Raw genomic sequence first — 13,816 nt, 5'->3', positions numbered from 1 at the left:
ATGAAGCGGGCAAGCAAAGCCTGACTGGATAAGCTCATGAGAAAAGGATGCAAGCAACCACTGTGCTCCCAAAGCTTTTCAAACATTCTGTTCTCAGCTTGGGTGTGCTGGCCATTGGCGCAGCCGCCACAGCCGTGGCGAGCAGCCTCAACGGCTTGGCGATGGCGCAATCCCGCGAGGTACGCGTCTATTCAGGCCGCCATTACAGCAGCGACAACTCAATCTACGAACGCTTCACCAAAGCCACTGGCATCAAGGTGCGGCTTCTAGAATCGAACGATGCGGCCATCATCGAGCGCCTGCGCAGGGAAGGGAACAACAGTTCTGCCGATGTGATGATTCTGGTTGATGCGGCTCGGCTCGACAACGCTACCCGAGAAGGGATGTTTCAGCCGATTCGTTCGGCTGAACTGATGCGTGACGTGCCCCTTTCCCTACGGGATCCCCAGGGGCGCTGGTTTGGCCTCACCAGACGGGTGCGTGCCCTCGCCATCAACCCGTCGGTGCTTAACCCCAAAACCATCAACACCTACGCCGATCTCGCCAAGCCTCAGCTCAAGGGGAAATTGTGCTTGCGCAATCGCTCCAGTGTTTACAACCAGTCGCTCGTCGCAGATCAAATGGTGCTGCGAGGCGATGCGGCAGCAACCCAATGGGTAAAAGGGATGGTGACCAACCTCGCCGAACCGGTCTTCAGTAGCGACATGTCGCTGGCGCGCGCCGTCGCGCAAGGTGAGTGCGGCGTAGGCGTCGTTAACAGCTATTACGTTGCCCGCATGCTCTCCGGGCAGACCGGCGCTGCCGACAAGACCCTAGCCAAAAAAATCACCATTAAATTTCCAAATCCAGCCCATGTGAACGTCAGCGGCGCCGGCGTCACCCGCTACGCCAAAAACAAACCGGAAGCGATCAAACTGATTGAGTTTCTCAGCTCACCGACAGGCGGAGAAGGGTATGCATCAGGCAGCTTTGAATATCCGCTCAAAGGGTTTGGAAACAATCCAATTCTGCGCCGCTTTGGCAATTTCAAATTTGACGGTGTTTCCTCATCCCAGCTCGGCTCCAAAACCCGGGCAGCCATCCAATTGATGGCTGCCAACGGCTGGGAGTAGCGGTTCGTGCAGCAAGCTGGTTCCCGTCTTTAAGTCGCAGACATTTCGTTGAGCACGGCCCGCGATCGTCTCCCCCTGTTGCCATGGCGCAACCGAATCGATCTATGGCGTGACATCAGTCGCAGCCGGGCCGGACTGGTTGCCTTGGTGATGGGGGTCAGCCTGCTGGCCATCCTGCCTTTGCTTGCCCTAGTCAAAGAAGTATTGCTCAGTGGCCAGGAGCAGGCCGCTGGTCTGGGGCCCGATGGACTCGCTCAGATTCGCGGCACCTTGCTTCTGGTGCTAGGGGAGGGCGTCCTCGGAGCCGTCGTGGGCACGACCATCGGTTGGCTGACGGCCGTATGTCGCTTCCCCGGCCGCCGGTGGCTGCGCATCGCCCAGCTTCTGCCCATGGCGTTTCCGGCCTATCTCCTGGCCGCCAGCTTGATTGACTGGGGCAGCTACCGCGGCCTGCGAATCCATGGCCTCGGCTGGGCGGTGGTGCTGCTCAGCCTGGCCAATTACAGCTATGTCTTTCTGCTGAGTACCGAAAGCTTCTCGGTGAGCGGCCGCCGCCTGCTGGAGGCCAGTCGCAGCCTAGGTGTCGGCCCATGGGCGAGCTTTTTTCGAATTGCCCTACCGATTGCTCTGCCTTCGATCGGCGCGGGCGTCGCCCTCAGCGCCATGGAAGTGGTCAACGAACTCGGCGCGGTGCGCCTGCTCGGGGTTCCAAGCTTGTCGGCCGGAATCCTCGACCGCTGGCAACTGGCCGGAGATCCCCAGGGGGCCGTAGCCCTGTCGTTGGTGGCCCTGGCCATTGTGGCGGTGCTGATCGCCTCGGAACGGCTGCTCCGCCAGCGCAGCCGCCAGTGGAATCTGGAGGGCTCCAATGGGGGCAACCATGCCTGGCAACTGCATGGCTGGCGGGCTGCCCTAGCCCAGCTGATCACGGCCATCCCCCCGCTCTGCGCCCTGGCGATCCCGATGCTCTGGATCCAGCAGGGCTGGGAGGGTCTACACAGCGAGCCGCTCGACGAACTGCTCCAGCTCTCTGGACGCAGCTTGGGCCTCGCCCTTGCTGCCACTGGCGTCACCGGATTCGGGGCCCTGCTGCTGGCGATCTGCCGGCGCTGGAACCCCCATCCGGTGGTGCAACAACTCACCTTCGTATCCGGCCTGGGATACGCCATTCCCGGCAGTGTTCTGGCCCTTGGCCTGATGGTGATCGGCGGCCCAGCCGGTCTGGGTCCGGTGCTGCTGTTGCTCTGGGGCTATGGCGATCGCTTTATCGCCGTGTCCAAACAGGGGCTGGATGCGGCCCTGGAGCGGATCCCCCCGAGCATCGATGAAACGGCCACCAGCCTGGGTTGCGATTGGTTGGGGGTGCTGCGTCGCATCCACCTGCCACTCCTGAAGGGCCCCATGGTGGTGGGCTCACTCCTGGTGTTCGTGGATGTGGTGAAGGAGCTGCCGATCACCCTGGCGCTGAGACCGTTCGATTTCGACACCCTGGCGGTGCGCGTGTTCCAATACGCCAGTGATGAGCGGGTGGGCGCGGCCATGGCGCCAGCGCTGTTGATCATGGTGTTCGGCTTGGCTGCCTCTCTCGCCCTGATACCAAGCTTGGAGCGGCGCAACTAGTCGCGGCCGCAACGGCACTTGCCGCCCTTCCACTTCGAGCATTTGCTCTGCTTGCAGCCCTTTTTCTTGTCAGCGCTGGGGCCGCGCTGGCCGAGGGGGGAAGGAGCGTCGTTGCTGGGGCCGATGGGCTTGGCCATAACGGCAACCTCAATTCAGAGGTTGAATTCTTGAATCAGCCTATGGAGGCCCAGGCCTGCCACGGGCGGACTTTGCGCTGCTTTGACGCCGGATTACAGGCGGTTGTGCCAATTGCAACACGTTTCCTTTAGGACGACTGTGGCTACGGTGCAGCTAGCGAATCGATCAACCCCATGGTGCATTTCACCACCAGCACCAACACCAACAACCCCGTGGCCACCGGGCCCGCAGGGCGGGCGATGGCCCAGCCGATGGAGGCCTCCCTGCTGGAGGGTCTGCAGCAGCATCTAACGATGGAACGCCAAGCCAGTGCGGCCTACTGGGCCATGGCGATCTGGTTTGGCGAGAGGGAGCTGCGGGGCTTCTGCCGGTACCTCAAAGGTGAGGCCAGCAACGAACAACACCACGCGGGGTTGGTGGCCGACTACTTGGTCGCCCGCGGCCAAACCGTGCAGCTGGAAGCGGTGGCACCACCCCGCCAGCACTGGTCAGGCGCCGAAGAGCTTTTCGCCGCCGTCTTCCAGATGGAGGCGGAGGTGACCAGCTCCCTGCAACAGCTCTATGCCATGGCGGAGCGGGCCGGCGATGTGCGCACCACCGTGTTCCTCGATCCGATGGTGCAAGGGCAGATCGACTCCGAACACGAGGCGGCCCACCTGCTGGGGCGGATTCGCTTCGCCCAGGCCAACCCCGCCGCCATGCTGGTGATTGATGGGGAGCTGAGCGAGGGCAAGCACGCTCCCGAATCGCTCGCCTGAGCCCGGCTCAGCAGGGCAGGGGCCGGTGGGTGAGTTCCGTCAGGAATGCCAGGGCGAGGCGGTCCCGCAGACCATGACTGCGGCCGAGCTGCAGGGCACTGACCTGCAGCTCCTGTCGGCGGATGCGCAGCAGCTGCAGCTCCTGCTGCAGGCGGCGCACCAAACCCTCCTCGCGACAGCGGCCCAGGTCATCTGCCACCTGCCGGGAGCGGCAACGTAACCGGTCTGCTTCCCGGCAGAGGCTGGCGACCAGGCTCTCCGATGCTGGGGAGCTGCTTGGGGGGATCTGACTGGACATGGCAGGTCTCAGGCTGCAGCAAAGGGCGCGGTTTCAATCAATTCCGGAGCCAGGCGCATGCCGGCTTCGCCGACGGGGGCCTCGATCAGCCGGGCCTGGCGGATGCGGGAAATCAACCGGGTGGTGGTCACCCGGGTGGTGCCGATCAGTTCACCGATGCGCTCGTGGGTGAGACGGAACGGCAGATCGCACCAACTTCCGCAACGGCGCCCCAAGCGGCGAACCAGCAGCCCGAACAGGGCATGCAGGCGCTGCTCGGCGCTGCCCAGGTGGCGGATGCGCAGGAGCTGCAGGGTCCATTCGTTCACGGCATCGAAGCCTTCGCCTTGGCGGGGTTCGGCATCGCTGCGGAAGCTCAGGGCAGTGAGGGCCTCGACGCAGACGCCTTCGCTGCAGAGCCGATCTGTGCAGAGCTGGTCGCCGGCCTGCAGGAAGGCGAGGGTCATTCCTTCGGTCTCCTCGCAGGGGCAGTAGACGCGGGCCACCCCATCGAGCACCTCGATGCAGCTGCCACTCGGCCGGCGAGCCGGATCCAGCAGCACGGTCTGACCTGCCGGCATGCGCACGGCGGCAACGGGATCGTCGGGAAGGAAGCGAAAACTCATGGCCGAGGGGAGGGGGCTTATTGCGAATGACTCGCAACCTAAACAAGCACCCGCCCCTTTTGCAAGCGATTCTCAATAACAACTGTCAATTGCAACCGGGCTTAGGGGTGGCGCGGCGCACCAAATCGGCGGCACAAAAGCCCCAAAGATGGAGCCGCGGCTGGCTAGGGCCAGTCACTGATTGCGTTTTTTGCCAACATTTACTTCCAGGGCGACATCATGTTGGAGCGGATCCATGCTTTGTGGCCCTACGCAACAGGCTCCTGCCAGATAGCTTCGCCCTGGTCAAGATATGGTTATTTCCCACCAATGCTGGGGAGTACTTATTCATGGTGAACCGCAAGATTCTGGCCAGCTGGCCCTGCCGCCGGATCGGCCTGCTGGCCGCAGCTGCCATCGGTTTAGCTGCAAACGGTTTTGCTGTAACCGGTTTAGCTGCAACCGCCTTAGCTGCAGCTCCCGCCCTGGCCCAGTCGGGCACGCTCTACAAGCTTGACACCAAGTGCAGCGTCAAGGGCGGGGCGCCCCAGGCTTGCGTCATTGAGGCCGTCAACGAGGGCAGCGCCACCCTCTACCGCCACATCATCGGCAAAACCGTGGAGACGATCCGCGTCACCGACAGCCCCGTGCGGATGAGTGTCTGGGTCGAGAGCACCAAAACCTGGAAAAACCTAGACAACGCAGCGGCGCGCTTTTCCACCAACACGATCTGCTTCAACGGTCGGGATCTCTGTGCCGTCAACCCCAACTACCTCAACAGCGTTCGGGAAGATCGTCCCGACGCCACCGCCGGCCGGGATTTGATCAAGGTGCAGTTTGGCGCCGACGGCCGGATCAACCTCACCTGCTACGACGACGGCTGCAAGGGGGTCGGCCAATGAGAAACTCCCTAAACGGCCCCCTAGCTGGATTCGGCCTGGTGTTGGCCGGTGTGATGGCCCTGCCCATGGGCGTAGCCCTGGCCTTTGAGCGCCCCTTGCCAGAGAGCAGCACCGCCGCACTGTTCGACCAACTGGTGGCTCGCGGCGGCGGACGCGGTGGCGGAGGTGGTGGCGGACGCTTGGGTGGCGCCGGCGGAGGTGGCGGCCGCAAGGCTGGCGGCCAGAGCGGCTTCAGCAACGGCGGCCCCGGACTTACCCGCGGCTCCACCAAGCCCGCAGGGGGCTGGAGCAACAGGGCCCAAATGGGCGGAGGCCTCGCCGGAGGCGGCGGACCATCCCTCAATCGCCCCGCAGCGTCGACCCGTCCGGCCGCCGCCACCCGTCAGGCAGCGGGGTCTCGCCCCGGCGGCTCGATCGGCAGTGGTGACCGCATGGCCACTCGGGACAAACCCGCAACCCGCGACCTGAACCGGGATGTCAATCGCAACGTAAACCGCGATATCAACCGCAACATCAACCGCGATATCAATCGGAACTGGAGCCGCAACGTCAACCGCGTCAACACCTATCCCGGCTGGGCCCGGCCCGGTTGGGGCGTGGCTCGGCCCTGGAACCACGGCTGGTATGGCGGCTGGAGCACCCCTCCCAGCTGGGGTTGGTGGGGCGCGCGGGCTGCAACCTGGGGAATCGCCAGCCTGACTACCGCAGCCATCATTAACGACGCCGTAAGCAACGCCATTGACGCCCACAACGACTACATAGTTGTGGCCAACACGAACTACGAGTTGCTCTACGGAACGGTCCAACCGACAAGCAGCGATTCGGTCAGCTTCGTGATCAAGGTGGACGGCTCTGAGTACCAGCTCAATGCCAACTGCAACCGCGGCACCATCAATGGCCAGGACCCCAGCAGTGCCGCTGAAGCCGAGCTGCTAAATGCCGCTTGCCAGGTGGCCTACGGGTCGGCCTGAGGTTGCTGCACCGGGCGCAAGGCCCTGATGCTCCAAGGGCCCGCGGCAAACTCCGCGGGCTTTTTTTGTAGGTCAAAATCCAGCCAATCATCGCTGCGAAAACTCTTGAGCCGCTACTTAGTTCGCCCAAGCCACCGACTATCAATGCCAGCCAAGTTATTGCGCTTTTCGCAAAGTTCTGCGTTATCTGCAGCTGCCTGCCTCTGCATCGCAGCTACCCCTGCCAAGGCCGAGCCCTGGCGCAGCAGCGTCGAGCTCTATGGGCCAGTGCCCCTGAGGCTCGACACCACAACCACGGTTGCAACCCAAAACAACCGCAGCGTGACCACCGAGGCCGTGCTGAACCTGGGCCAGGTTCTCGACAATCTCCAGTGGATCACGGCTGTACGAGGCAGTGTGGAAAAGGGTCGCTGGGGTGTGCTCACCGACCTGAGCTACACCAAGCTCGGCCAGGAGGATGGGGCCACCACCCCCAACGGCTTACTCACCGGCCGGGCGAGTGTCAATGTCAGCCAGGGCATCTACGACCTGGCAGTGCGCTATCGCTTTGGGGAGCCAGAGGCGGCGGTGGGCACACCCGGACAATTCAGCCTGATCCCCTACGCCGGCATTCGCGTCATTGATGCCCAAATGGATGTCTCTGCCCAGGTTGATCTGGGCAACATTCTCAGCGTTCAACGACAGGGCAACTTCGGCCGCACCTGGGCCCAACCCCTGCTGGGCACCCAGGCCAGCCTGTTTCTCTCACCGCGGCTGCGGGCCTTTGCCCGCGCTGATATCGGTGGCTTCGGGCTGGGCGGCGCCAAAGATCTCTCCGGCAAAGCCCAGATCGGCCTGGGCTACGCGGTGGGCAACAGCACCGATCTGAACATTTCCTGGCGCTATTTCGGGCTTGATTACAATAATGGTGACAATCCAGACAGTGGCTTCAGCAGCTACCAGAATGGCTTGGAAATTGGTTTGAAATTCTTCTTCTGATCCCCATGGCCCGTCGTTCCTCCTTCTTTTCAGACTTCAAAGCATTCATCAACCAAGGCAACGTGGTTGGACTGGCCGTTGCCGTTGTCATCGGCGGAGCCTTCGGCAAGGTGGTGGACGCCATCGTCAGTTTGGTGATGACCTCCCTGCTGGAACCAGCTCTCAAGGCTGCAAATGTGGCGGCCATCAGTGACTGGCCCGCCGGCTTGGTGATCGTCGCCCTGATCAATTTTCTGGTGATCGCCTTTGTGGTGTTTCTGATCGTGCGGGCCATCGAAGCGATGAAGCGTGGCGATCAGGCCGCCGCCGGCCCTGACCCCCAGGCCCAGCTGGCAGCCGCTGCAACACGGCTGGCCGAGGCCCTCGAGCAACGTCAACTCTGAGTGATATCCAAACTCTGAGTGATATCCAAGCCAGGCGGCCTGACGATGCAGCGGAAGCCCATGTGGCTGGTGCTGGTGTCGATCCCCTGGGCCATGCGGGCCGCAGGCCGGTAGCGACGGCAATAGCTGGGGGCACAGAGAAAGGAGCCGCCTTTCACCACCTTGCGCGGCGCAGCGCCGTGCTGGGAGCCGGGGTCGATGCTTGCCTGCTTGCGGGCGCTCTGGGCCTCGGCGCAGCACCCGGCCGGCCCTGGCTGATGGGGACCGTACCAGCTGTCGGTCCATTCCCAAACGTTGCCGATCATGTCCACCAGGCCGTAGCCGTTGGCGGGGTACGCGCCTACCGGCGAGGTGAGCTCCCAGTCATCCAGGCAGCTGTTGTGATGGGGGAAGTCACCCTGAAAGGTGTTGGCCACGGGCACTCCGCCGGGATGGAGTTCGTCGCCCCAGGCGAATTCGCAACCCTCCCGGCCGCCCCAGGCGGCCCTCTCCCACTCCTCCTCCGTGGGTAGTTGCTTACCGATCCAGCTGGCGTAGGCCGCTGCATCGGCGTGGGCCACATGCACCACCGGGTGCTGGCCGCGGCCCTTGATTGAGCTGCCGGGGCCCTCGGGATGGCGCCAGCTGGCGCCGGGCACGTACTGCCACCAGCTGTAGTGGTTGGCCTGCCCTACGGTTCCGGCCGGTGGCACGAACACGATCGAGGCCGGTTGCAGCTGGGCCGGATCTGCATCGGGGTAGAGGGCCGAATCTGCGAAGCTCTCAGCCAGGGTTCGGTAGCTGGTGGCCTTCACAAACTTCAGGAACTGGGCATTGGTGACCGGGGCCCGATCGATCCAGAACCCCGCCAGCTCCACCCGGTGGGCAGGGGCCTCCTCCGGATAGTGCTGGTCGGAGCCCATCCAAAACGAGCCCCCCGGAATCCACACCATGCCGGAGGCTGGTGGTCGTCCGGGAGGCTTGCTCACCATGGATCAGGCAGCGCCGCTAGCGGCCTGTTCGAGTTTTTCCATCACCCGCTCCAGCGAGAAGCTGGCCGCCTTCTGGCGCGGTGGGTACTCCACAAAGGTTTTGAGGAACTCGCCCACATAGGTCTGGGCCGGCACGAGCATGAACACGTGGTCGAACATCCAGTCCCAGTAGGTGTTGGAGGTGATGTCGGCCCGCTCGTAGGGATCGGTGAGCAGGTTGAAGATCTTGGGCACCCGCAGCTCCACGAAGGGCTCGGCCCAGATCTGGCAAGTTCCCTGCTCGCGCTGCTCCTTGAACACAAACTTCCAGTTGTCGTAGCGCAGGCCCACCAGATCGCCGTCGTCGGAGAAGTAGAAGAACTCCTTGCGGGGGCTCTTGTCCGCCTTGCCCGTCCAGTAGTCGAGCATGTTGTAGCCATCCAGGTGGATGCGGAACGTTTTGTTCCCCACCTGGTGTCCCGTGAGCAGTTTCTGCTTGATCTCCGGCTCGCCGGCCGCGGCCAACAGCGTCGGCAACCAGTCGAGGTGGCTGCAGATGCCGGTGATGTTGGTGCCAGCGGGGATGTGGCCAGGCCAGCGCACCAGGGCCGGCACCCGGTAAGCCCCCTCCCAGTTGGTGTTCTTTTCGCGGCGGAAGGGCGTCATGCCGGCATCGGGCCAGCTGTTCATATGCGGGCCGTTGTCGGTGCCGTACATCACGATGGTGTCGTCGGTGACGCCGAGCTCATCGAGCAGGTCGAGCATTTCACCGATGCATTCGTCGTGATAGATCATTACGTCGTGATATTCCGACTGCCAGCGTCCGCTGCGGCCCACATCCTGCGGGCGCGCGTAGGTGCGGAAGTGCATGTGGGTGGTGTTGAACCACACGAAGAAGGGCTCCCCAGACGCCACCGCATCGCGGATGAAGCGCTTGGCTTCGGCCATAAATTCATCATCGGCGGTTTCCATCCGCTTGCGGGTGAGCGCTCCGGTGCTCTCGATCCGCTGGGTGCCATCGCCATTGGCCCAGCAATGCAGCACACCGCGGGGGGCGAAGCGCTTGCGGAAATTGGGAAACTCGGGATCATCCTCCTTGGGGTAATCGCGCAGTTCCGGCTCTTCCTCGGCATTGAGGTGGTAGAGGTTGCCGAAGAATTCGTCAAAGCCGTGCATCGTCGGCAGATGCTCATCGCGATCGCCGAAGTGATTCTTGCCAAACTGGCCCGTGCGGTAGCCCTGGGGCTTGAGCAGCTCGGCGATGGTGGGGTCTTCGTCTTTGAAGCCCTGCTCGGCCCCCGGCAGGCCCACCTTGGAGAGGCCGGTGCGGAAGACGCTCTGCCCGCTGATGAAGGCGGCGCGACCGGCGGTGCAGCTCTGCTCGGCGTAGTAGTGGATCAACTTGGCCCCTTCATTTGCCACCCGGTCGATATTGGGGGTCTGGTACCCCATCAGCCCGTGGCTATAGCAACTCAGATTGCTCTGGCCGATGTCATCGCCCCAGAGGATGAGGATGTTGGGCTTTCCGTTCGGCATGGGTGGAAAAGAGCGACGAGAGAGGGCAAGTACGCCTGGTCAAAGGATGGAAATGAATGGCCCCGATGACTGGAGATTCATGCACTTCTTCACACCCACCTTGAGGAGCCAAAACACAAGCGCGAATGGATCAATTCAGCGCAAAACGCAAACCCCAAGAGGGCGATGGTTCAGGCCTGGCTTTGGGTGCGGTGTTGCCAGCGCAGAAAGGGCCCCGAGAGCAGCACGGTGATGAGCAGATACACCAGGATTCCCAATTTGACCGCCGGGACCCCGGGGGCGAAGGTGCCCGCCAGCAGCAGTGCCAGGCCCGGGTTGCGCATCGAGGTGACCAGGGCGAGGGTGACCCGCTGGCGCGGATCCCGGTCGGCCAGCCCATAGCCAAGGGCCAGGCTGATCAGCACCAGGGCTGCCATCACGGGCAAGGCCACGAGATTGGCCCCCACGTAGGTGACCAGCATCGGAGCCGTCTTCCAGAGCACCCCCAGCACCAATAACAGCAGCAGCAGGTTGGCGATCCGGTCGAGGGGCGTCTCCAGCCGGCTGGCCCAGCCTGGAGCCAAGCGCCGCAGCACCAAGCCAAGCAGCAGCGGCAACCACTGGGCCCCGGCCACCTGGCTAGCCACATGGCGGGGCTGGATCGCCCAACCGGCCACCCCGAAGGTGTCGGTGAACAGGATCGCCAGCAGCGGGATCGTAAGGATCGCCACCAGGGCGGCCGCCACCTGGAGCAGGGCCGCCAGGGAGCGATCTCCCCCGGTCTTGCCCGCCTTGCGCAACAGCAAGGGGGCACTTGGACACACGGCCATCAGGGAGATGGCAAAGCGGGCGGGCTGGGAGAGGGCCAGGGTGGGGGGCCAGAGCAGCAGCAGCAAGGCCGCCAGCGGAACCAGCACGCACGTGCCCAGAAGCGCGCGCAGCAGCAGGGCCCGATGCTGTTGCCAGCGGCTGAAGCCATCGAGGGGCAGCCCCACCCCCAAGGCAAACATGATCATGAACAGGGTGGCCTGGACCAGCAGGGACGGAGACGGGGCCATCACGACAAGGTGCCCAAAGAGAAACAGGGAGAACAGAGAGTGAATGAAGCGGTCTGAAGACAGCAGGGCCCGACCCGCGCGCTTAGGGGCCTGCCCCGAAGGCCACCAGCAGCAGGGCCACCACCCCGATCAGGGTGATCAGCACCGCCGTGGCCGCCGCCAGCTGGGGCTTTTCGCGGTAGACGTAGTCGTTCTGATGGAGACGGCGCAATTCGCGGCGGTATTGGATCGTGGCCCCCACCATCGCCAGGACCCCTGTGAGCACAAAGCCCGCCGCCACCAGCTGCACGCCGCGCTGAGCCTGCACGTCACCAGAGGCGGCAGCACGATCAATGGCCGCAATGATCTTGTCGAGACCGAAGCCGAAGCTGATCAGGGAGAGGCAGGTGCGGATCCAGGCCATCAGGGTGCGCTCGGCCGCATCCCGGTTGCGCTGCTTGGCCAGTTCGTTGGTGAGGTTCATGGGAGCCCCTCCGGGCGCAGGGATCGATGGGATGCTTCGGCCTCCAAATCACGGGCCAAGAACACATTGAGCAAGGTGCGGATCACGGCCACCACGCCCAATTGCACCAAATGGGCTCCGGTGGGGGAAGTGGAGGTGGCGACGATGTCGGCCCCTAGCTGAAACTCCAGAGCCATCGCCAACCAGCTGCCGAAGGTGAGCCTCACCGCCTGAAAAGCACTGGGGCCGCGCCGCCGGGCACGCCAGCCCTGCCAGGCCTGGCGCAGGGTGATCAACAAACCAAGCACCACCGTGGCGAGCGAGAAGGCCTCAAGCACGCTGCGCAGGGCCATTGCCAGGGCCGCCAGGCCCTGATCAAAAACAAACAACAAGCTGGGTTCGGAGCTAGGCATCGAAGTCAGCTGGCAAGCATGGGTGCATTCGCTTTCCAAAAGCTAAGGAGCACTGCCGATGCCGGCAGCTGCGCTGACGCTTTTGCAAAAGGCTGCGTTTAGGGGTTGGCTTGAGATGTATTCGAGAACTATTCCGCAGCCGCACAGCTGGGACAGAGGGCCCGCACGTTGAGCACGCACTCGAGCAGGCGGAAGCCATGGCCGCCCGCGGCCTGCTCCCCCGCTTGGAGCACCGCAGAATTTTCAAATTCCTCAGTGCGGCCGCAGCGGACACACACCAGATGGTGGTGGTCGCGATGTGCATCACTGGCCAGCTCAAAGCGGCGCCCACCCTCGGGCAGCTCCAGCTCCTGCAGCAGCCCCATGGAGCTCAGCAGCCGCAGGGTGCGGTACACCGTGGCCAGCGATACCCGCTCCTCGCTCCGCAGTAGGCGCTGGTGCACCTCTTCAGCTCCCAGGTGGCTACCTTCACCGATGCGCTCGAACAGGGCCAACACACGCTGCCGCTGGGGCGTGAGCCGCTGACCGCGATCGTGCAGGCTGGTGCGCAGGCCATCCCCACTAGCGGGAAGGGTTGGGGGGGGAAGCTGGGCTCCAGGGCTTAGTCGGGCAGTCAAAGCGTGATCCCAGGCTTCTCAACAATAGGCGCAGTTGCGAAGAACAGATGTAGTTGCGAAGAGGTGCCATGAGTAAACCCCGGGCCGTCTTTCTAGATGCCCTCAGCTTGGGCCCGGTGGACCTGGCTCCCCTTGAGCGTCATGTCGAGCTGATCTGCTGGCCGAGCACCCCGCCGGAGCTACGCCTGGAGCGGCTGCAGGGGGCCGCGATCGCGATCACCAACAAGATCCGGCTGGATGGGGAGCTGTTGGAGCAACTGCCCCAGCTGCGGCTGATTTGCGCGGCTAGCACCGGCACCGACCAGATCGATGGCCAGGCCTGCAGCGAGCTCGGCATCGCCGTGCGTAATGCAGGTCGCTACAGCACGGCCTCGGTGGTGCAGGTGACCTGGGCGTTGATCCTCGAGCTGGTCTGCGATCTGCAAACCCGGCGGCGCCAGGTGCAAGAGGGCGCCTGGCAGCACAGCCCGGTGTTCGCTCTGGTGGAGCCGGAATTCGAGGAGCTGTCCGGCCGCACCCTCACCGTGGTGGGGGCCGGCACGATCGGCCGGGGCGTGGCGGCCGTTGCGGAGGCCTTCGGAATGGCGGTGCGGCTGATCACCAGCCGTAGTAGTGCCGGCGAACTCGAAGCGGCCCTGCGCCAGGCAGATGTGCTGAGCCTGCATGCCCCCCTCACCCCGGCGACCCGGGGCCTGCTCAACGCCGAGCGGCTGGGCTGGTTGAAGCCGTCTGCCGTGCTTGTAAATCTGGGCCGGGGCGGCCTGATCGAACTGCCCGCCCTAGTGGATGCTCTCAAGCGAGGGGCATTGGCCGGAGCCGCCCTCGACGTGCTCGACCAGGAGCCCCCAGGCGCCGAATTGGAAGCACTTAAACAGGTGCCAAATCTGATCTTGACGCCCCACATCGGCTGGGCTTCCCGCCAAGCCCGCCAGCGTCTGGTGGCTGCCCTTGCGGCAGAGCTCCAGAGCCATATCTAGGGATGACAGGTCGCAACGGGTCGACAACACTGAAGGGAGTCGGCACCCCTGCCCTGACCCACTCCCATCCACGCCGGCTCGGTTGCGTCATTGCCGCGGC

At 63.9% G+C, this 13,816-nt stretch carries 17 protein-coding genes; 8 read left to right on the top strand and 9 right to left on the bottom strand.

The genetic code is table 11. The features are described 5' to 3' along the window. The first annotated feature begins 134 nt into the window (after positions 1-134). Positions 135-1,112, top strand: a complete 978-nt coding sequence (locus KBZ07_RS01720; protein ID WP_396123869.1) for an extracellular solute-binding protein — start codon at positions 135-137, stop codon at positions 1,110-1,112. Between the two features lie 150 nt (positions 1,113-1,262). After that, entirely contained in the window at positions 1,263-2,732 is a 1,470-nt protein-coding gene (locus KBZ07_RS01715) for an iron ABC transporter permease (protein ID WP_254930011.1), read from the top strand. Here KBZ07_RS01715 and KBZ07_RS01710 read toward each other — a convergent pair. Further along, positions 2,729-2,869 carry a hypothetical protein gene (locus tag KBZ07_RS01710; RefSeq protein ID WP_254929989.1) on the bottom strand — a complete coding sequence of 47 codons (141 nt, stop codon included), beginning with the start codon at positions 2,867-2,869 and terminating at the stop codon, positions 2,729-2,731. The two genes, KBZ07_RS01715 and KBZ07_RS01710, sit on opposite strands and share 4 nt — an antisense overlap. A gap of 174 nt (positions 2,870-3,043) precedes the next feature. On the opposite strand from KBZ07_RS01710, the gene KBZ07_RS01705 reads away from it, so the two are divergent. Next, entirely contained in the window at positions 3,044-3,628 is a 585-nt protein-coding gene (locus KBZ07_RS01705) for a ferritin (RefSeq protein ID WP_254929988.1), read from the top strand. Between the two features lie 7 nt (positions 3,629-3,635). Here the strand turns inward: KBZ07_RS01705 and KBZ07_RS01700 are convergent, their stop codons facing one another. Further along, positions 3,636-3,926 (bottom strand): hypothetical protein, encoded by a 291-nt coding sequence (locus KBZ07_RS01700; protein WP_254929987.1) that lies wholly within the window; start codon positions 3,924-3,926, stop codon positions 3,636-3,638. A gap of 8 nt (positions 3,927-3,934) precedes the next feature. Then, positions 3,935-4,531, bottom strand: a complete 597-nt coding sequence (locus tag KBZ07_RS01695; protein ID WP_254929986.1) for a Crp/Fnr family transcriptional regulator — start codon at positions 4,529-4,531, stop codon at positions 3,935-3,937. Positions 4,532-4,860: 329 nt separating this feature from the next. On the opposite strand from KBZ07_RS01695, the gene KBZ07_RS01690 reads away from it, so the two are divergent. The 4 genes from KBZ07_RS01690 (at position 4,861) to mscL (ending at position 7,744) form a co-directional block, all read left to right on the top strand. Further along, the gene (locus tag KBZ07_RS01690) at positions 4,861-5,412 is read left to right on the top strand and encodes a hypothetical protein (protein WP_254929985.1); all 552 of its coding nucleotides are present in this window, start codon (positions 4,861-4,863) and stop codon (positions 5,410-5,412) included. Next, positions 5,409-6,383 carry a hypothetical protein gene (locus tag KBZ07_RS01685; protein WP_254929984.1) on the top strand — a complete coding sequence of 325 codons (975 nt, stop codon included), beginning with the start codon at positions 5,409-5,411 and terminating at the stop codon, positions 6,381-6,383. Before KBZ07_RS01690 ends, KBZ07_RS01685 begins: the two co-directional genes overlap by 4 nt. Positions 6,384-6,542: 159 nt before the next feature. Beyond that, on the top strand, positions 6,543-7,361 hold the full coding sequence (locus tag KBZ07_RS01680) for a hypothetical protein (protein ID WP_254929983.1): 819 nt from the start codon (positions 6,543-6,545) through the stop codon (positions 7,359-7,361). Continuing rightward, entirely contained in the window at positions 7,358-7,744 is a 387-nt protein-coding gene (mscL, locus tag KBZ07_RS01675) for a large conductance mechanosensitive channel protein MscL (RefSeq protein ID WP_396123388.1), read from the top strand. Before KBZ07_RS01680 ends, mscL begins: the two co-directional genes overlap by 4 nt. Here the strand turns inward: mscL and KBZ07_RS01670 are convergent. The 6 genes from KBZ07_RS01670 to KBZ07_RS01645 form a co-directional block, all read right to left on the bottom strand. Further along, entirely contained in the window at positions 7,735-8,715 is a 981-nt protein-coding gene (locus KBZ07_RS01670) for a formylglycine-generating enzyme family protein (RefSeq protein ID WP_254929981.1), read from the bottom strand. The genes mscL and KBZ07_RS01670 overlap by 10 nt on opposite strands. A gap of 3 nt (positions 8,716-8,718) precedes the next feature. Then, on the bottom strand, positions 8,719-10,230 hold the full coding sequence (locus KBZ07_RS01665) for an arylsulfatase (RefSeq protein ID WP_254929980.1): 1,512 nt from the start codon (positions 10,228-10,230) through the stop codon (positions 8,719-8,721). A gap of 170 nt (positions 10,231-10,400) precedes the next feature. Beyond that, positions 10,401-11,267, bottom strand: coding sequence for a bile acid:sodium symporter (locus tag KBZ07_RS01660; protein WP_254929979.1), 867 nt, complete (start codon positions 11,265-11,267; stop codon positions 10,401-10,403). An 82-nt stretch (positions 11,268-11,349) separates the two neighbouring features. Next, entirely contained in the window at positions 11,350-11,730 is a 381-nt protein-coding gene (locus KBZ07_RS01655; RefSeq protein ID WP_254929978.1) for a YidH family protein, read from the bottom strand. Beyond that, positions 11,727-12,122, bottom strand: a complete 396-nt coding sequence (locus KBZ07_RS01650) for a DUF1622 domain-containing protein (RefSeq protein ID WP_254929977.1) — start codon at positions 12,120-12,122, stop codon at positions 11,727-11,729. Before KBZ07_RS01650 ends, KBZ07_RS01655 begins: the two co-directional genes overlap by 4 nt. A 128-nt stretch (positions 12,123-12,250) precedes the next feature. After that, on the bottom strand, positions 12,251-12,739 hold the full coding sequence (locus KBZ07_RS01645; RefSeq protein WP_396123387.1) for a Fur family transcriptional regulator: 489 nt from the start codon (positions 12,737-12,739) through the stop codon (positions 12,251-12,253). 68 nt (positions 12,740-12,807) lie between these two features. Between KBZ07_RS01645 and KBZ07_RS01640 the strand changes: the two genes are divergently transcribed. Continuing rightward, positions 12,808-13,716: an NAD(P)-dependent oxidoreductase gene (locus KBZ07_RS01640; protein ID WP_254929976.1), complete on the top strand. Its 909-nt coding sequence runs from the start codon at positions 12,808-12,810 to the stop codon at positions 13,714-13,716. Positions 13,717-13,816 lie beyond the last annotated feature (100 nt).

The sequence above is a fragment of the Cyanobium sp. BA20m-14 genome, from assembly GCF_024346295.1.
This window is presented reverse-complemented; position numbering and strand designations above follow the sequence as displayed.